10 protein-coding genes and 1 pseudogene are annotated in these 18,751 nt (G+C 73.1%); 6 read left to right on the forward strand and 5 right to left on the reverse strand.

Translation table 11 applies throughout. From position 1 onward, the window contains the following. Window positions 1-138 precede the first annotated feature (138 nt). Complete coding sequence (locus ABT288_RS21990; RefSeq protein ID WP_351610297.1) at window positions 139-2,301, forward strand: ATP-binding SpoIIE family protein phosphatase; 2,163 nt, start codon at window positions 139-141, stop codon at window positions 2,299-2,301. Between the two features lie 111 nt (window positions 2,302-2,412). Here ABT288_RS21990 and ABT288_RS21995 read toward each other — a convergent pair whose 3' ends face one another. Both ABT288_RS21995 and ABT288_RS22000 read right to left on the reverse strand, forming a co-directional pair. Next, a complete protein-coding gene (locus tag ABT288_RS21995) occupies window positions 2,413-2,535 on the reverse strand; it encodes a hypothetical protein (RefSeq protein ID WP_351610300.1) in 123 nt (40 codons plus the stop codon). Continuing rightward, window positions 2,526-3,710 carry a beta-ketoacyl-[acyl-carrier-protein] synthase family protein gene (locus ABT288_RS22000; protein ID WP_351610302.1) on the reverse strand — a complete coding sequence of 395 codons (1,185 nt, stop codon included), beginning with the start codon at window positions 3,708-3,710 and terminating at the stop codon, window positions 2,526-2,528. The genes ABT288_RS21995 and ABT288_RS22000 overlap by 10 nt, the downstream gene beginning before the upstream one ends. Window positions 3,711-4,191: 481 nt before the next feature. On the opposite strand from ABT288_RS22000, the gene ABT288_RS22005 reads away from it, so the two are divergent. The 5 genes from ABT288_RS22005 to ABT288_RS22025 are packed head-to-tail and all read left to right on the forward strand — an operon-like array spanning window position 4,192 to window position 14,583. Beyond that, on the forward strand, window positions 4,192-4,539 hold the full coding sequence (locus ABT288_RS22005; RefSeq protein WP_351610304.1) for a CU044_2847 family protein: 348 nt from the start codon (window positions 4,192-4,194) through the stop codon (window positions 4,537-4,539). Between the two features lie 3 nt (window positions 4,540-4,542). Beyond that, window positions 4,543-6,726, forward strand: a complete 2,184-nt coding sequence (locus ABT288_RS22010; RefSeq protein ID WP_351610306.1) for a VMAP-C domain-containing protein — start codon at window positions 4,543-4,545, stop codon at window positions 6,724-6,726. Beyond that, a complete protein-coding gene (locus tag ABT288_RS22015) occupies window positions 6,726-7,703 on the forward strand; it encodes an AAA family ATPase (RefSeq protein WP_351610308.1) in 978 nt (325 codons plus the stop codon). Before ABT288_RS22010 ends, ABT288_RS22015 begins: the two co-directional genes overlap by 1 nt. Beyond that, window positions 7,700-12,121: an SAV_2336 N-terminal domain-related protein gene (locus tag ABT288_RS22020; protein ID WP_351610310.1), complete on the forward strand. Its 4,422-nt coding sequence runs from the start codon at window positions 7,700-7,702 to the stop codon at window positions 12,119-12,121. The genes ABT288_RS22015 and ABT288_RS22020 overlap by 4 nt, the downstream gene beginning before the upstream one ends. 32 nt (window positions 12,122-12,153) lie before the next feature. After that, window positions 12,154-14,583: an ATP-binding protein gene (locus ABT288_RS22025; RefSeq protein ID WP_351610312.1), complete on the forward strand. Its 2,430-nt coding sequence runs from the start codon at window positions 12,154-12,156 to the stop codon at window positions 14,581-14,583. Here ABT288_RS22025 and ABT288_RS22030 read toward each other — a convergent pair. The 3 genes and pseudogenes from ABT288_RS22030 to ABT288_RS22040 all read right to left on the reverse strand — a co-directional run. Continuing rightward, window positions 14,576-16,282 (reverse strand): hypothetical protein, encoded by a 1,707-nt coding sequence (locus ABT288_RS22030; RefSeq protein ID WP_351610315.1) that lies wholly within the window; start codon window positions 16,280-16,282, stop codon window positions 14,576-14,578. The two genes, ABT288_RS22025 and ABT288_RS22030, sit on opposite strands and share 8 nt — an antisense overlap. Window positions 16,283-16,433: 151 nt before the next feature. Next, complete coding sequence (locus ABT288_RS22035; protein ID WP_351610322.1) at window positions 16,434-17,198, reverse strand: helix-turn-helix transcriptional regulator; 765 nt, start codon at window positions 17,196-17,198, stop codon at window positions 16,434-16,436. Window positions 17,199-17,444: 246 nt separating this feature from the next. After that, window positions 17,445-18,662, reverse strand: a pseudogene (locus ABT288_RS22040) (hypothetical protein); the annotation flags it as partial. Window positions 18,663-18,751 lie beyond the last annotated feature (89 nt).

The raw sequence follows: 18,751 nt of genomic DNA on the forward strand, positions 1-18,751 counted from the left end.
TCACCGCGCGATGCGCTGGTGTGGGCGAAGGGACCCCCGGTGTTATTCAATGAGGTGTGCCGTCGGGGATCTCGGGGCCCCCTCGCACGGGTCCGAGTACGGCCTCGGCGCTGCGCCGGGGATTGCTGAGAGAGCCGCATGGACTCCACACCCTCCCCCTCGTCCTCGTCGCCGTTCGACCTGGTCAGCAGCGCCCTGGGGCGCTACATCCCGCGCGGCGGAGCGGCAGCGGCCGCCGGTCCTGCCGACACGCGGGACGACCGCACCACCCGCCGGCCCGCACCCGGCAACCCGGCAGCCGGCGGTCAGGACCAGATTCTCGGCGTGGTCAACCTGGACAGCGATCTGAGAATCAGTCGCTGCAATCTCGCCGCCCCCGTGTTCGCGGGTCTGGACGCCGTGGCCGGGAGTCCCTTCGTCGATCTCCTGCCCCCCGGGGACGTACCGACGGTCACACGGCGGTTGCGGCAGGTCCTGGAGACTGGTGAGGCGCACGTCGCCCGGATCCAGCGCCTGCGGCGCGGCGACGGGTCGGAGCTGGTGGTCTCGATGAGCATCCTGCCCGCCGCGGCGCCTCAGGAGGGGCTGACCGTCTCCCTGATCGCCATGGCCAGGAGGCTGCACCTCTACGCCGCCGAGACCGCGATCGGCACCTCGCTGGACATCGGCGAGACCGCGCAGTCGCTGGCGCAGTCCCTGCTGGCCTGGGGAGACGTGGCCGCCGTCGACCTCGACTTCGCCGTGTGGACGGGCGAGGGAGTCACCGGGCAGGGGCAGGGGCGCATCCGGCTACGGCGGGCGGCCCTGGTGCCGGACCGGGCATGGCCCGAGGGCTACGTGACTCCGGGCGATGATCTGCCCAGCGACGCGAGTCGTCTGCTGGCGCAGGCGGTACGGCGGGACGACGCCCCGCAGGCCATCGTCATACCCGACCGGGAGGCGGTCGAGCGGGTGCTCGGCAGTCCGCGGGTGATGCGTGCCCTGGTGCCCGGTGACCGGTCGGCGGGTGTGGCGTGCATACCGCTGGTCCTGGACGGCTCGCCGCCCGTCGTGCTGGGCGTGGCGGAGGTATGGCGGCGGGCGGACTGCCCCTTCCGCGACAGCGAGCTGTTCGACCTGCAGGAACTGGTTGCCAGGACCGCCCATCACGTCGACCTGGCCCGTCAGCACCAGCGCGAGCACAAGCAGGTGCTGGCCTTGCAGCGCCGGCTGCTGCCGCGGACCGGCGGTGACACCATCGAGATCGCCAGCATCTACCAGCCCGCCACGCCCGACAGCGCGGGCGTCGGTGGCGACTGGGTGAACAGCTTTCCGCTGCCCGACGGCCGTACCGCGCTGGTGGTCGGTGACGTCGTCGGGCACGGCCTGGGAGCCGCGGCCACCATGGGCCAGCTGAGCATGGAGGCCCGCGCGCTGCTGTCCGCGGGACTCGCGCCCGACGAGGTGCTGGAGCACCTGGACGAGACCGTGACGCTGCTGGACGACGCGGAGTCCGGGCTGGCGGCCGGGTACAGCGCCCTCGGGTCGACCTGCTGCATCGCCCTCTACGACCCGGTCAGCCACCATGTGGCGCTCTCCAGCGCCGGCCACCTCCCCCCGGTCCTGGTCTCCCCGGACGGGCACGCGGGCGCGCTCGCGGTCCGCCCTCACCCCGGCCTGGGCGCCGAGTTCGCGCTACGGGAGCCGTTTGACGTGCACACGTTCGACGCGTCCCCGGGCTCCCTGCTCGCCCTCTACACCGACGGCCTGGTGGAGGATCCTTCCGTGTCGATCGACGAGGGCATCGCCAGGCTGGCGGACGTCGTGTCCAGGGTGCATCCGTGGGACGCCCTGCAGCAGGCCGCACGGCACGTCGTCTCCGCGCTGGCACCCGCGCACCAGCGGGACGATGTGACCCTGCTGCTCGCGCGGATGATCGGCTACCGCAAGGGGGACACCGCGACCTGGCGGCTGGCCGCCCGCGACGACGCCCCCGCCCGTGCCCGCGCGCAGGTCTCCGCGCTGCTGCGGCAATGGTGCACCAGGGATGACACCCGGGACAACGCGCTGCTGCTGGTCAGCGAGCTGGTCACGAACGCGGTGCGCTTCGCCACCGGTCCCATCACGGTGCGGCTGATCAGGGCCGGTCACGGCCTGCTGTGCGAGGTGGGCGACACCGGCAACGGCAGGCCACGTCTGAGCCGGGGCGGCCTCCTCGACGACGGCGGCCGTGGCCTGCACATCGTGCACAGGCTCACCACCCGGTGGGGGGTGCGGTGGACGGACACCGGCAAGGTGGTCTGGGCGGAGGTGGCGCGGTGACGCGGCCGTGGGGCGGGGTGCGGTCGGCGTATGAGGGCGCGGCGGGGGTACAGGCGTAGCCGTCAGCCGTCAGCCGTCAGCCGTCAGCCGTCAGCCGTCAGCCGTCAGCCGTCAGCCGACGCCACCGGCGCCACCGGCCGTACGGACGGTGCCCTCAGCGGTACCGGTGGCGTGACCGGCGACGCGGACCGCCCGTTCGCCGGTGCGGGTGGCGCGGGCTCGCACTACAGCCACTCCCCTTCCAGGGCGGTGGCGGTGAGGCCCGGTGCCGCCGCGTACAGGACGGCGCGACTACCTGGCTTCTGCCCGGCGTCGTGCGCCCGCCGCATGATGTCGAACACGGCGGCGCCTCCGCGATTGCCGCTGGTGTAGCTGTCCCGGCTGTAGTCCAGCAGGCCCGACGGCCACGCTTCGGGCATCGTCTGCTCCATGTACTCCAGCACCCGGGTCCCGCCGGGGTGCGCCAGCAGCACGTCGGGGTGCCAGGAGTCGGGGTCGTCCTGGTACCGGACGCGCAGCCACTCCCACATCGCGCTGACCGTCTCCTGTACGGCGCGCGGCCCGCGCCGGTCCATCACGAAGTGGGTGCCGTCCGCCCTCGTCTCCAGGCGGTGCAGGTCCTGGGTGCCGGGCAGGGTGTGGTGCCAGGCGGAGTCCAGCCGCAGCACCGACTCGCGCCTCGGGCGGCCCGTGACCACCGCGGCGACCGCGGTGTCCGCGAACAGCAGCCGGACGATCAGGGACTCGAGGGTGTCGTCCGCGGGCTGGTAGGTCGTGCTCAGCGCCTCCGCGATCACGACCAGGACCACCCGGTCGGGGTCCGCGGCCACGAGATCCGCCGCCAGCGCCAGGGAGCGGGTCCCTGCTATGCAGGCCCACTGCGTGGCCGGCAGGAGCATCACGTCGTTGCGGAGCGGAAGCTTGTTGGCCAGAGAGATGTCCAGGCCCGGCAGTGCCGGGGTGGTGGAGTTACTGGTGATCAGGCAGTCGATGTCCGCGGCGTCCAGCCCGGCGATCTGCAGGGCCCCACGCGCCGCACGCTCGCCGTAGGACTGCACGGCCTCCCAGGCCGGCGCGGTGCGCTCCTGGACGGTCTGCGGCCCGGGTATCGCCTCGAGGGCGGCGATCACACGGTCCACGTCCTGCTGGGTGAAACCGTCGCGTGCCAGCGCCTCTTGGGCCGCCCCGATGCCGACGCCCCGCAGTCCGCCGCCGTTGCCCGGCGCGACGGCGGTCTCCAGCGGCAGCATCCACCCGCGGCTCTCGATGCCCGTGCCGGCCGCGATGCCGTCGATCCGCGGCGCCCACGCCGCGTGCGGATGCCGGTCGCGCACCTCCGCCACGATCTCGCTGGTCTTCACGGCGTGCTCGCCGTGTATCACGGCAGGAGGACAGAGATAAGCGGCCATAATGGGGCACCTTTCCAGGGAAAACAGGCAGGAATGTCGCGAGTGCTGTGTCATGGGTCACTTTGGAGCGTTGCGCCCAAAAGGTTGGCGATAGGCTCCACTTCGGTCGTCGATGTCCGTTTCGAGCATGGATGCTAAATGGACATTTCCGCTGTGATGCAGACAACTTAGGCGGCATTGGAATGCGTGAAACGGCACACACCGCTGCAATCGGCGCCCTCCGGGCGGCTCCATAAGGCTCACCTGACTGATCGTCAGAAGGTCGTCCGGACGGTGGCCGCCGCCATTCCTCCCGAGCCCCTGGCGATCACGGAGAAGGCGTCGCGCACGAAGGAGCGAACACATGTGCCGTTGCGCACCGGGATGCGGACCGAGGTTGCCCTTGCGCCGGTGCACCGCTCCGGCGCGCCTCGGCGGGAGCCGCCCGTAACAGAGTGGGAACAGCGTCACTCAGCCGTCCGACGGTCGGCACAATGACTCCATGCCCGAGTACATCGAACTCAGCCTGGCCGGAGCGGACTTGCGCCTGGAAGTCGCCGAGGTGGGGGAGCCGGTCGCAGGCGGTGGCCAGTGGACACCGGTGGCCGCCGGCGGCTCCAGGGTCGCCGAGGTGGCCGCCGACACGCTCAGGGCCGCGCTGCGTCCCCTGGGCCCCGTCCTGCAGCAGGTGCACGACTCGATCGCGAGCGCCCCGAACCCCCCGCGCGATGTCTCCGTGGAGTTCGGTGTCCAGATCGGTCAGGATCTGAAACTCGGCATCGTCGGCGGCAGCGGGCAGGCCACCATGAAGATCACGGCCAGCTGGCGCCTCGGTGGAGAGCCGAACTGAGCCATGGGGTGGTTCCGACAGGACGGCCCGCCCGGGCCCGTCGTGTCTGTGCTGAAGCATGCCCCGGGGGACACTGCGAAGGCCTCGGTCCAAGAAGCGGGAGCGGCAGTTCTGCTGTCGCCCCGTCAGGTCCTCACCTGCGCGCACGTCGTCAACGACGCCTTGGGCCTGCCTCTGTTGGCGACTGAATGGCCCACGGCGCACGGGCTCGACGTGATGTTCCATGTCACCGGTGCACCCCGGCGAACCGCACACGTGAGCGTCTGGGTGCCGCCTCGGTCCGCACCGTCCGGCATGTGGCAGGGCGACCTCTGCGTGCTCGAACTGGCCGACGCAGCGCCCGAGCAGGTCCGCCCTGTGGTGTGGCTGGACATGACCGAGGGCCAGCAGCTGCGTGCCTGGGGCGGTGACGGTGCGGTGGGCGGTTTCGCCGACACCGAGGCCAAACTGGCCGACCAGGGCGTCTACTACCTGGACGGCCTGCTCTCCGGGGGCGCGATCGCGCCCGGGTTCAGCGGTGGGCCCCTCTGGGTCAGGAACGACACGGTCGCGGTGGGCCTGGTCGTCGCGCATCACCACACCCAGGGCCCACTGGCCAGTCAGCAGGTCCTGCGTCGCAGTTGGGCCCTGCCCTGGCAGACCATCCGTGCCGAGTTGCGAGCGTCGGGAGCCGGCGAACTGATCGACTCCTGCGTGACGCGCGCGCCCGCCACGTGCGAGGACACCGTCGGTGAGACGCTGAGCCACGCGCTCTGGAGGTTGCTCGCCGATCCGGTCCAGCGAGCGGACCATGCCTGCCGCCTGGCGTCCCAGCTGGGATACGGCACGCCCGCGGACGGCTCCCCACCGAGCGTGGACGAGCTGGTCACCCTGCTCACCACCGTGGAACGCGCCCTGGCCACGCTCACGGAATCGCTGTCCCTCGCACACGGGGAGGGACCGCGCCCCGAAGCGCTGAACCAGTTGCTGGCGGCCGGGCGGCTGAGCGGCATGGCACGACTGCTCTCCGTGGCCGAGTACCACGGCCTGGTCGAGAGGCTCAAGCAGGTCGCGGCGAGCGACCCCGCGCTGCTCCCACGGGCCGCCCGTGAGGCACTGAGGTACACACCGCTGCCGCTCACGCGGAGGGCGGCGCTGTCCCCGGAAGGTGTCGAAGCCGCGGTCGGCGAACTGGAGGAGCTGTCGGACGGTGACGCCCTGCCGGACGGCGGCCCTTCGGTCCCCGCGTTGCTGAAACTGGTCGAGTTCACGGCGGCAGCCCTTGCCGCACCGCTCCGTGACGAACTGACGGCATGGAACGAGCGCGCCTCGCGCCGGCTCGGCGTGCACAGGGCGGCTCTGGCCCAGCGCCGAGGGGACGCGCTGGCCTGGGCCGCCCAGCGTCCGGCGCCGGTCGTCCGTCTCGTCGCGGAGATCGGCACCCTCGCTTCCGACCCCGCCGACCACCACCGCCTCCGCCTGTGGCAGGTGGACGCGGACGGCACACCGCGGCCCGTCGTCCCGGAGGACGCATGGCCGCGTACGGCCGGGGAGATCGGCCGGCTGATCCGTGAAGCGGCCGAGCGGGCCTCGGCGGACAGCGGCCACGTGGTCAAGGACATCGAGATCCAGGTGGATCGCGACGGGCTGCATCTGCCGATCGACGAATGGGATACCGGCGGCGTGCTGGAATGGCTGCCGGGCGAACCCCTCGGCGTCCCCTATCGAGTGTCGTTGCGCTGTCCGGATCTCACGAGCCGAAACGCCCGGCTGCACGCCACCATGCTGCGCGCTCGCTGGTCGGAGGCCGGCGTGAACGAGCCCTTGGTCGTGGACGAGCAGCTCTCGGACCCGAGGCGGCTGGTGACCAAGCTGAGGACCTCGCACGAAGGCACCAGCCAGGTCGTCCTGCACGGATCCGCCGAGATCCGCAGCGTCCTGCTCGAAGTGTGTCTGGCCTGCGGGGTGCCCGTCATCCTCTGGGACCGCGCCGCCGAGTCGTACGCCGACGCCCGCAACCTCGAAGAGGTGCGTCCCGCCGGCCCGCTCTTCGAACTGCCCGAACGGGTCAGGCGGTTCCGCGGCGACTTCTGGGGCGATCCCGTGCGCCATCCGGCGCGTCCCGCACTGGTGTGGGAGCCGGAGGAACCCCTGGCCCTGCCGAGCAGGCCCCGACTCGTGGACCCCGCAGAAGGAGTGCGCAGCTGATGACCGATCCCAACGCCGACCAGGAGGCTCCGGCGGCCCCTGCTCAGCCGTGGCGGCTGTTCCGGGGGGACGGCCGACCGCGGGACGTCGAGTTGCCCGTGGCTCCACCGTGGCGGCGCTTCGTGGAGCGGACCACGGCGACCCGTCGGCCCTACCTCATCGGCAGGAAGGAGGCCGACGTGGTCAGCGCGGCGCTCCTCCTGCGGCGGCCCCTTCTGGTGACGGGAAACCCAGGCACCGGAAAGTCGTCGCTGGCGTACGCCGTCGCCCACGAGCTCGGCCTCGGCACCGTACTGACCTGGGCCGTGAACAGCCGCAGCACCGTCCTGGACGCCCTGTACCAGTACGACGCCGTCGGCAGGCTGCGGGAGAGCAACCTGCCCCGCGACTCCTCCGGCGAGAGCCTCGACATCGGCTCCTACGTCCGCCTCGGTCCCCTCGGCACCGCACTGCTGCCCTGCGCACGACCGCGCGTCCTGCTCGTGGACGAGCTGGACAAGGGAGACCTTGATCTGCCGAACGATCTGCTGACACTCTTCGAAGAGGGCCAGTTCGAGATTCCGGAGCTGGCCCGGCTTCCCGAAGAACAGTCCTGCGTGTCGGTGATGACGGCTGACGCGGACCGAAGGGCGGACTTGCTGCGCGGCCGGGTGCTCTGCGAGGAATTCCCTGTCGTGGTCATCACCAGCAACGGCGAACGCGAGTTCCCTCCGGCCTTCCTGCGCCGCTGCGTCCGCCTGGACCTTCCCGACCCGGACGAGGAGCGGCTGCGGGCCATCGTCTCCGCCCATCTCGGCGAGTCCGCCGCCACGGAGGCCGAGGAGCTGATGACGGCGTTCCTCAACCGCCGTGCCCGAGGCGAACTGGCCACGGACCAGTTGCTCAACGCGGTCTTCCTGCGCATGGGCGGAGTGGACCTCGGCGCCGCCGGACTCCTGGACGCCGTTCTGCACCGGCTGGGCGGGGCCGGCCAGTGACGTCACCGGGAGAGGTCCTGCGCCTGCTGGCCGATGCCGGTGTCGACATGTCGGCCGACGAACTGCTGGATGCCCTGTGGCTGGCCCGGCACCTGCCCGCGGACGCCACGACGCCGCTCGCGCTCATCCTCGAAGGCTCCACGGGCGCCGAGCGGATCGCCACGGCCTCCGTGACGGGGCGCCGGCAGCGGACCAAGCCGCCCATCCGCGGCGCCGAGCCGTCCCTCACGGCGCCCGACCGGCGCGCGCCGCACGCCGGCGGCCACGAGGCCGGCCCGGACGGCGAGGAGGCGCGCTCGGATGCGGCCGGCTCGGCGCTGCACGGTGCGCAAGCCCCTGCACGGCCCGGAACGCTGCCCGCGTTGCCCGTGCGGGTCCCCGAGGCGAAAGCCCTGACGCGGGACGAGCTGCCCCTGGGCCGGGCGCTTCGCCCCCTCAAACGCAACCGTCCCGATCTGCGAGTTCGGGAACTGGACGAGCGGGCGACGGTCACGGCCATGGCAGACACCGGGCTGCTCGACCCCGTCATGCGACCGGCCCGCACCCGATGGCTCGACCTCGTGCTGCTGGTCGACGACGGCGTGTCGATGCTGCTCTGGCGGCGTCTCGTCACCGAGGTCCGGCAACTGCTGGAACGCAGCGGCGCCTTCCGTACCGTCCGGGTGTACGGCCTCGACAGCCGCGGCCCGGATGCCCCACGCCTGTCCTCACGCCCGTACACCCATGACGAACGGAGCACGTCACGGGGCCTGCTCGCGACGGACACGTCGCCGGACAGCGCCCTCCTGCTGGTGATGAGCGACGGCGTGGGAGCCGCCTGGCACGACGGCAGGATGCATGACGCCCTCGCGCGCGCGGCACGCCTGGGCCCCGTCGCGGTCATGCACACCCTCCCGCGGCCGCTGCGTGACGACTCCGGCATCCGGGCCCGGCAGTGGCAGGTCACGACCCGCCGCGCGGGCGCCCCCAACCACTCCTGGGAGGTCCGCGATCCGGTCCTGCCACCCGATCTGGTCCCCTTCGACGGACTGCGGGTACCCGTGCTGGAGCCCACCCCCGACTTCGTCGAGGCCTGGGCCGGGCTGGTGACCGCCGCGGCCGTCACCGCGCAACTGCCCCTGCTCGACGTCGCGCAGCCGGCGCTGCGCCCCCCACCTGGGCCCGACGCGAGTGATCCCGGACAGGACGTGCTGCGTTTCCGCGCGGCAGTCACCCCCGAGGCGTACCGGCTCGCCGCCCATCTCGCGGCCTGCGCGCCGGTGACCGTACCCGTCATGAGGCTGGTGCAGATGGCGCTCGGAGAGCACATCCGCACCAGCCACCTGGCGGAGGTCTTCCTCGGAGGCCTCATGCTCCGCACGGACTCGGGTGGTGACGCCACCCCTCCCGAAGACCGTGTCTTCGACTTCCCGGAAGAGACACGCCGGATCCTGATGAGTACGGTGCCGCCGAGCGACCTGCTGCGGACCAGCAGGTCGCTCGGCACCCGGTTGCACGAACTGATCGGCCGGGCACCCGAGTTCTCCGCCTGGCTGGCCGATGAGCAGGGCGCCGGGCGGGTCGACGGTGCGTCGCTGCCGTTCGCGATCACGGAGGAGCGTGTGCTGGGGCGGCTCGGGCTCACCGCCCCCGGCGGTCTCCGGCTCCGGGCCGGGAAACCGGCCGTTCCCGTGGACGCGTCGGCTGCGACGGCCGTGGTGATCACGACGCTTCCCATGGAGTACGCCGCGGTACGGGTCCATCTGGACGACCCCGAGGAGCGCGTGCACCCCACGTACGGCACCCGGGCCGAGATCGGGCGTCTTGCCGGCACGCGCTGGCGCGTCGCCGTCCTCGAGCCACCAGAGGCACCGGTGCCGGCTTCGCTGATCGCGCAGACGGTGTTCTGGCTGGAGGCGCGGGTGGTTCTCTTCGTCGGCATCGCCGGAAGCCTGAAGGACAGCGTCACCGTCGGGGACGTCGTCGTGGCGACAGAGGAATATGTACTTCGTCCCGATCCGCACTCGACCGAGGGGTCGCGTTATCACCCCGAGCTCCGGCTCGGGTCACCTCATCTGCAGTACCAGGCCAGGCTGGCACTGCGGGAGGACACCCGCGTGCACTTCGGCCGCCTCGTGGCCCTCCCCGTAGTGGGTGACGGACCGGCGTCGCTGGACCGGAACCTCTGGCAGTACGTCAGCGATGCCATCGCCGTCAGCGGGGCCGAGATGGCAGGCTCCTTGTTCCCGAGCTACCTCGAGGGCACGGCACAGGCGTTGGCCATCCGGGGGATCAGTGACACGCTCGACGCCGCGAAGCAGGGCAGCGGCGCGGCGGGAACCCAACGGTGGGCAGCGGCGCAGGCCGCCGCGGTGGCCGTCAAGGTCCTCCGCGAGTCGGCACCGGAATCGATCCCGCACCCCGAGCCCGAGACGCCGCCCGCCCTCGGCCCCATGCCGACGGTTTCCACACCTCCCCTACCCCCGTACGCCTTCACGGGGCGCTCGGCGGAGGTGGTCCACCTGCTCGCGCTACTGGACCCCTCTCCTGCCGACGACAGCCGGCCGCCGCTCCCGGTCTGCGCCGTCACGGGTATGGGCGGCATCGGCAAGACAGCCCTCGCCGTCCAGGTCAGCCACCTCGTACGGGCACGGGGCTGGTTTCCCGGCGGAGTCTTCTTCGCCGATCTGCGCGGCTACGACACCGATCCGGTCACGGCCGGACAGGCCGTTGCGGCTCTTCTCCCGGCCTTGGGACTGTCCGACGCCCATATGCCCTCGACAAGCGCCCAGCGCTTCGACGCATACCGGGCCTTTCTCGCCGAGAGAAGGCAACCGATGCTGCTGATCTTCGACAACGCGGGGTCCCCGGACCAGTTCCTCCCCCTGCTGCCCCCGACCGGCCGTCATCGCTTCCTGATCACCTCCCGGGATCGCCCCCCCGACTCCCTCCCGGTGCGGCTGATCGACCTGAGCGTACTGAGCCCGGACGACTCGGTCGCCTTGCTGAGGTCGGCGCTGCGAAGCAGTGACGAGCGGGACGACCGCGCATCCCGCGAACCGGAGGCCCTCCGCGCACTCGCCGAGCTCTGCGGACACCTGCCACTCGCCCTCCAGGTCGCCGCCGCGCTGCTTCGCCGCCGCCGCCATCGGAGCATCGCCTCGCTGGTATCGGAGATCGAGGAGGCCCCGGACCCGACGGCCGTCCTCCGCACCCGGGGAGTGGACCAGTACGGAACAGGCCTTTCGATGCGCCCGGTGCTGGAGACGTCGTACCGCCGTCTCATGGCCGAGCAGGCCCGGTTGTTGCGTCTGCTCGCCGTGGCTCCGGGCCCGGACACGAGCACGGAGGCCGCGGCCGTGCTCGCCGACCGCGACACAGCGGTCACGTTGACGCTCCTGGACGACATCGCCGCGGCCGGCCTCGTCACGCCCGTACCGGCAGGGGAGTCGGGGGCGCGCTGGCGGTTGCACGACCTGGTGCGGGCCTTCGCGGCAGGCCTGGCGGCGAGTGACCCGAGTCGGGAACAGGAGGCGGAGGCGGCGCGAGAACGGCTGCTGGCGTTCTACGCGAGCCGGGCACACGCGGCTGACGACCGATTGCGCTGGCTTCCGGGGAGGCCGCAGCCGGAGCGGTTCGACACCCGCGCCAAGGCGCTCGCGTGGTTCGACCAGGAGCGGCCGGGTCTGATGGCGGCCGTTCAGTGGGCCGGGGAGGAACGGTTCGCGCCGGCGGCTCTCACGCTGTCCGCACACCTCGCGGCGTACCTGGAGTGGCGCCGGCTCTTCGACGACTGGATCACCGTGAGCCGGTGCGCCCGCGACGCGGCCCGTCGCGCAGACAACGTCTCGGCCGAGGCCGACGCGTGGAGCAGTCTGGGCAGAGCCCTTCAGGAGACAGGGCGGCCGGAGGAGGCGATGGAGGCGGCGCGGCGCGCGCTGGGCCTGTACCAGGGGGTTGGTGACCGTCGTCGCGAGGCCATGGCGTGGCAGAACGTCGGTGATGCCCTGCGGGTGGCGGGGCGGCCGGAGGAGGCGATGGAGGCGGCGCGGCGCGCGCTGGGCCTGTACCAGGAGGCCGGGGACCGTCGTCGCGAGGCCACGGCGTGGAACGATCTCGGTCATACCCTCCGTCTCGCAGGCCGTTCGGAGGAGGCCGTCGACGCGTACGGCACCTCGGCGGGGATCATGCAGGGCTTCGAGGACTGGTACGGCCTGGGCCGGTCCCTCGAGAACCTGGCCATCCTCCAAGAGAGCGCCGGAGCCACGGCGAAGGCGCGGGAGGCCTACGCCCGAGCCGCTGAGGCATACAGCCGGACCAATGCCCCTGTCGAAGCCGCCCGGTCAGGCGCCGATGCCGACCGCCTCGGCCGGACAGGCGCGGACGGCGATGCCGACTGGGAATCCGGCGAAGATCCTTCTACCGTGGAGTCCGCCTGATCCGGTGCCGCTGGACGACGTAAGGGGGCTTCGTGGAAGCCGAGTTGGGGACGCTCGCCGCCCAGGCGGCAACGGCATTCGTCGGACTCGCGGCCGCGGACGCCTGGCTGAAGATGAAACGCGGGAGCCGACGGATCACCCGCTGGCTGTCCCGGCGCGGCGCCGACGGCGAACTGGACGCCTCCCGTGAGGAGTTGGAGCAGGCCAGGCAACGCGGCGACGAGGAGAGCGCGGCCGACCGGGTCGCCGCCGAATGGGAACGGCGCCTGCTCGGCATCCTCGAGGACGACCCCGAGGCGGCGGAGGAACTGCGCGGGCTGCTCGCCGAGGTCCTGCCGGGAACGTCGTACGACATCGCCTTCGACGTCCGCCCGGCCGCACCGGCGGCGCCCGGCGTCCAGCCCGACCAACTCCCCGCCCTGACCGGCACCTTCAGCAACCGGGTCGCCGAGCTCGACCGGATGAACAGCCTGTGCGGCGAACCCGGCAGGGTGCGGCTCGCCGTCCTCGCCGGGCTGCCCGGGGTGGGCAAGACGGCGCTCGCCTGCCGCTGGGCGGACACCCGGCGCGAGGACTTCCCCGACGGCCTCTTCTACGTCGACTACGCCGCCCTGCGCGACGAGTCCGCCGTGGGCGCGGCCATGGGCCCGGCCGAGACCTCACAGGCCCTCGCCTCGGTCCTGCGGGCGCTGCTGGGGAGCGATGCCCATGTCTCCGAGCGGTTCGAGGAGCTGAGGCGGCAGTACGAGACCCACTCCCGCGACCGGCGCATGCTCGTCCTCATCGACAACGTCACCCAGGCCGCCCAGGCGCGGGCCCTGATCCCCACGGGTCCCGGCAGCACCGTCATGGTCACCAGTCACAGCAAGCTCGGCGAACTCGTCGCGCAGGACGGCGCCGAACTCATCGACCTGAAACCCCTCGACGCACACGGCGGCCTGAAGCTGCTGACCGACCAGTGCGGCGAGGACGTCGTCGCGGCCGAACCCGGCGCGGCCGGACGCCTCGTGGAGCTGTGCGGCGGACTGCCGGTGGCGCTGCGCATCGTGGCGACCCGGCTGACCACCGGCGACGCCCCGAGCCTGACCCACCTGGCCCAGGAGCTGGAGGACGAGGCCGAACGGCTGGCGGGCATCTCCCTGCCCGGCGGCGACTACTCGCTGTCGGCCGTCCTCGGCCCCTCCTACCGGCTGCTGCCACCCGGACCGGCCCGGATGTTCCGGCTGCTGGGCTGGCTGCCCACGGGAGTGTTCGACGAGTCCGTCGCGGCCGCCGCCGCGGGCGTCGACCGGCGCACGGCCCGGCGGCTGCTGCGCGAACTGGCCGCCGCGAGCCTGCTGGAGAGGGACCGCGACGGCCGCTACCGCGTCCACGACCTCGTCCGCCTCTACGCCCGCGAGCGTGCCGTGGCGGAGGAACCACCCGCCGAGGAGAGGACCCTCGTCGAGCGGGTGACCACGCACTACCTCGTCCTCGCGGCCCTCGCCGACCGGGCACAGCGCGCGGACCGGCTGCGCGTCGCCGATCTGACCGAACTGATGGCACCTGCCGCGGACCCCTTCTCCGCACCCGGCGGCCCCGCCCCGCTGACCTGGCTCGACGCCGAGTGCACCACGATCCTCGCCGTCCTGCGCGCGGCAGTGCGCCACCGCCTGAACGCCCTGGCCTGGCCGCTGGCCGAGGCGTTCACCGTGCTGTTCCTGCACCACCGCCACCTCGGCGCCTGGAAGGAGTCCCTGAGCCTGGGCAGCGAGGCCGCCGCCGCGCTCGCCGCCGACCCGGCCACCCCGGCCGACGTCGCGGCGCAGGCCCGCGCCGGCGAGGCCCGGCTGCGCAGCCTGCTCTCACGCCCGCTCACGGACCTCGGCGAACACGACCGGGCCCGCACCGAACTGGAGCGCGCCGTCGCCCTGGCCGAGCCCACCGACCGACTGCTGCTGCGCGCCTCCGTCCAGGAGTTCTACGGCCGCCACCTCGAACTCTCCGACCTCGCCCGGGCCGTGGACACCTACCGCTACTGCCTCGACCTCAACCGCCGCGCCGGGGACCGGCGCGGCGAAGCACTGGCCCTCCTCTTCCTGGGTTCGGCCTTGGACGCCCAAGGAGACCACGAGCAGGCCCTCACCCTGCTCGGCCAGGCACGCGCGGACCTGCTGGACCTCCCCGAGCCCGACGAGCGGATGGCGGCCCGCGCCCTCCTCGCCCTCGGCCGGGCCCACGCCCACCGTGACGAGTTCGACGCGGCCTTCCACGCCCTGGAAACGGCGGCCGACACCCTGAAGGCCCGGCGCGCGTACAGCTACGAGGCCGACGCACGGGAGGAGCTCGCCGACCTCGCCCAGCGGACCGGCCGCCACCCGGACCGGGTGCGCGAGTGGCTGACCCGCGCCCTCGAGATCCACGAGACGAACGGCGACCGGCGCGCGGACGACGTCCGCCGGCGGCTGACGGACCTCAGCTGAGACGCTGTGCCGCGGGGCGCGGGCGGAGCACGACGTCCTCGTCCCGTACCCCGGCGATCCGCAGGGTCAGCAGCGCCTCGCCCGGTGGAAGACCCTGCCGCAACCGGGCATAGACGATCGCCGCCGCGAGCCCGGGAGACAGCGCCGGTCCGGTCACCGCCGCCTCGGCCACCCGGCCGTCGCGCAACCCCACCAGATGGCCACCACCCCGCACCGCGCAGGCGGCCAGCAGACTGCCGGGCAGCCGCGCCAGGCCGTCACGGATCCAGCCCAGCGCCTCGGCGACCGATCCGGCGGGGTCGGCCCGCTCGATCACCGAGGCGCTCTCCAGCAGCCGGCGGTCACGTTCCGCGTCCGAACAGGCCAGATACGCGAAGCGGTACGGCGCCGCGTCGGGGCCGTCCTCCTCGGCCTGCGGTCCGCCGTGCGCGTACGCCCGCGCCTGGGCCGGATACCGGCGCACCGACACGACCGGACCGGCCGGCTCCTCGCCGACCTCGGTGACGACCAGCCAGGAGGTGACGGAACCGGCGGCCGGTTCCGGCACGTGCAGCAGCAGGTCCGGCGGGGGCGCGGAGGCCGGCTCGGGGAGATCCAGCAGTTCGTAGACGGCCGCACGGAGCCGCGCCTGCGCCTGGCCCGAGTCGGCGAAGGCCCGCCGCACCACGGGGGCGTACCGATCGCGGCCGTGCTCCCGTACGACGTCCTCGACCTGAGCCGCCAGATCGCCGCCGGTATCCAGGCGCGGTGCCAGGGCGGCCAGATCGTGCGCCGCCGTCTCCGGTACCGCGTCGGCGCCGAACGCGCCGAGCAGGACCGGGTGGCCGAGAGCGGCGCCGTACAGGGTCACCGACCCGTGGTCGCCGATCACCACGTCCGCCGCGACGAGCGCCGGCCGCCAGGCGTGCACGGGCGGCATCAGCAGCAGGCCCGCGTCGAGCGCCGAGGCCTGGAGCGCGCGGATCTGCCACGAACCGTGTGCCGACCAGACGTTGGGGTGGACCACGGCCGCGACCCGGTACGCGTCGCGGGGGAGCGCGCCCAGCAGGCGGACCGGGAGATCGGGATGCCGGCCGAGCAGGGAGGTCGGCCCCCAGGTGGAGCTGATCACGACGAGCCGCCGGCCCTCGACGACACCGAGGGCCCGCCGGTACGCGTCCCTGCGGGCCCGGGCGGCGAGCAGCTCGTCGTAGCAGGGGTCGCCCAGCAACAGGGTGCGGCCGGCGGTCTTCGGGTGGGCGGCGAGGAGCTGTCGTTCCTGGTTCGGGTGCGATACGGCGAGCCAGGCCCGGCCGGACTCCAGCAGCGCGTCGGGAACGAGGCCGGACAACCGGTCGTGCGTCCCGCGTGCGTCCGGGACCCGCTTCTGGAAGCCCACGCCGTGCGGCAGCACCAGGACCGGGCAGTCACCCTCCGGTATGTCCACGTTCTCGCTGGCTGTGAGGATCAGATCCGGGCTGATCTGCGCCAGCTGTTCCCAGGGCATGACCCGGCATCCGGAGCTCCGGAGGAGCTCCTGCACCCCGTCGGCGAACGCGGAGGTGGGGTCGTGGGCGAAGACGACGCCCACTCGGGGGTCGTCGCGGAGCAGGGCGGGCAGCGCCTCGAGCACACGCACGGTGGAGGTGACGGTGCGCACGGCGACGACGAGCGTCCGCTCGGCGGGGAAGGTACGCCAGCGGTGGGCGTCGGGGCCCACCGGAACCCGAAGAAAGCTTTCAGCCGTCAGGCGGTTCGCGGTTCGCGGTACCGTCGACCTATCACGTGACAAGTTGGCTGACAACCCTTCAGATCGGCTCGGCTCCGGCGGACCGCTCCACCGTAACGAATCACGCAGGCCGAGCCCAGGCTCAGGGTGGGCAGGGCGACGGCACAAGACCGAGTCGCTGGGCTCGTAGCACGGTGCCCAGACGGTCTCGGGTGCCCAGCTTGCGGTAGATGTTCTCGACGTGCTTGTGCACCGTGCGGACGGAGATGCCCAGGCGGCGGCCGATGGCGTCGGCGGTGAGCGCGTCGGTGAGCAGCAGCAGGACGGTCGTCTCGCGCGGCGTCAGCGCGCAGTCCGCCGCCCGCTCGTCCGGCGCCCCGCCCGCGCCGAGCCCGCGCCGCCACTCCTCCAGCAGCCGCCGCTGCCGCTCCACGGCCGCCAGCAGCGGCTGCGCGCGCTCCGCCAGGGCGAGATGGTCGTCCGTGAAGTCGGTACCGGCGCGGTAGACCAGGCAGCCGGTGACCGGGGCGGTCCGCTCGGGCAGCGGCAGGCCCAGCACGTGGTCGACGTCGAGCGCCTCGCCGAGCAGGCGCGCCGTGCGACTGTCCGGCCAGCGGCGCCCCGCCGCCCGACGGGCGGTGACGGGCATCCGGTCGGTGCTGTTCGCGTAGTGGTGGGCGAAGGGATGGCCCGCGCGGAGCAGGGCCAGCTCCGCCGCCCCGAGCCGCTCCAGCTCGGCGGCGGCAGCATCGGGTGCCGCACCGATCGTGCCCGCGTGCTCGCTCCAGTCGTCGAGTTTGTGGATGACCGCCTCACCGTCGCACAGGTCCGCCAGGGCACCGGCGAGCATCGGCCACAGGCGCGCGGGCTCCCGTTCGTGGAGCGCCGCCACGGCGACCGCCGTCATGCGTTCGTAGGCCCTGTCCAGCCCCACCTGTGCCTCTCGGTTGCCTCGCGGCCCGCCCTCCCGGTCCGCGTACGTACTTGTACGCATACCCCGCCTGCCCCGGCTGTCGCACACTGCAACCTGCGGCACCGGCCTGTGCGGACGGACGTCCGGCGGGCCGCCGGCACGGGGGAACGGCGGCCCGTCCGGTGTCGTACCCCTTCGCCCCTCACTCCTCACTCCTCACTCCGACCGGAGCACCCCGTGCTATCCGGACCAGGCCGCGAGGCAGAGCGCGCGGTCCACCTCCTCGGTGTAGCGGGCCGCCGCCAGCCAGGCGCGGGCGAAGCGGTCCGGGTCTGTGGGCAGAAGGCGGCCGAACACATCGCGGGAGCGCTCCGCTGCCGCCGCGTGCAGTTCCTCCAGCAGACCGCCCGCCGTGGCCAGCCCGGTCCGGCTCAGCCGCCGGGCGTCGGCGCCCGGGTCGCCGGGGAAGGACAGCACCCGCCGACCGCCCGAGACCGCCTGCTGGACGCGGCGGCGCAGCAGATGGACCGGCGCCTCCTCGCGACTCGGCGCCGTCTGCACCGAGGAGGCGGGCGCGGTGGGCAGATCCGCGCGCTGCAGCCGGTCCAGCCCCATGTCGACCCGAGCACCCGACCGCGCCGGATGCTCGGTGGCGAGGAGCTGGGCCCGGGGGTGCGGGGCCGGGGTGAGCCGGGCGACGACCCGGAGCGTGGCCCCCCGAGCGGCGGCCAGCAGACGCAGGTTGTCCCGGTGCGGAAGCGCGGGGTGGTCATGGGCGGCGGTGAGCCGCAGTACGACACCGTCGCATCCGGCCTGCAGACAGTCGCCCGCCGCCTCCACCGCCGTACCGAGCAGGGTGACCTCCAGGAACAGCAGGTCATGGCCGCCGTTCAGCGCACGGCTCAGCTGCTCGGCCACGGGGACGGCCCAGAGCCGGTCCAGCGGTTCCTCGCGCCATCCGGCACCGGACGCCCCGACGGCCCGCACGCCGGCGCCCGCCCCGAGCCGGCCGGTGGGGGAGACCGTGGCCCCCGACACCGCGAGTCCCGCACGGGACAGCTCCCGGTGGGTCAGGGCCGTGTCACCGAGCCGGACCGCCCGGTCGGCCGCGCCCACCGCACGCCCGGCACCGCCCGGAGCGACATCGGACACCTGGTACAGCCGCCCCTGGGCGTCGGCGGTCCAGGTGACGGCACCCGCGTAGCCGCTCGCGGTGAGCACCGGCTCGGAGAACAGGCCGTACAGCCGCAGTGAGCCGTCCGGCCGGTACGGCTGCCGTGCCGTGCCGCGCAGCCCGGCCAGCTCGGCGCCGGTGGCGTGCGGGACGCCGTGGGCCACGGAGAGGACGTCACACAGACCGCCGACCAGGTCGGCCAGGCGGAAGGCCGGGTCGGCCGCGCGGGCCGCCCGCAGCGCGGTGACCACGGAGACGGCCGAGGCGGCGGCCCGGTGCAGGCCTCATCCCCCCGTGCCCGTACGCTTCGGTCTCCAGGCTATCGGGATCGAGGCTGGTCACCCCTCACGACTAGATCCACTGTCAGAAAGCC

Origin of the sequence: Streptomyces sp. NPDC001093, from assembly GCF_040298985.1 — a bacterium.
Classification (GTDB): Bacteria; Actinomycetota; Actinomycetes; order Streptomycetales; family Streptomycetaceae; genus Streptomyces.

Excerpts from the sequence above, each read along its gene's own strand:
- ABT288_RS21990 (WP_351610297.1), top strand. The coding sequence starts at position 139 with ATGGACTCCACACCCTCCCCCTCGTCCTCGTCGCCGTTCGACCTGGTC.
- ABT288_RS22010 (WP_351610306.1), top strand. The coding sequence starts at position 4,543 with ATGGGGTGGTTCCGACAGGACGGCCCGCCCGGGCCCGTCGTGTCTGTG.
- ABT288_RS22000 (WP_351610302.1), bottom strand. The coding sequence starts at position 3,710 with ATGGCCGCTTATCTCTGTCCTCCTGCCGTGATACACGGCGAGCACGCC.
- ABT288_RS22015 (WP_351610308.1), top strand. The coding sequence starts at position 6,726 with ATGACCGATCCCAACGCCGACCAGGAGGCTCCGGCGGCCCCTGCTCAG.
- ABT288_RS22035 (WP_351610322.1), bottom strand. The coding sequence starts at position 17,198 with ATGACGGCGGTCGCCGTGGCGGCGCTCCACGAACGGGAGCCCGCGCGC.
- ABT288_RS22005 (WP_351610304.1), top strand. The coding sequence starts at position 4,192 with ATGCCCGAGTACATCGAACTCAGCCTGGCCGGAGCGGACTTGCGCCTG.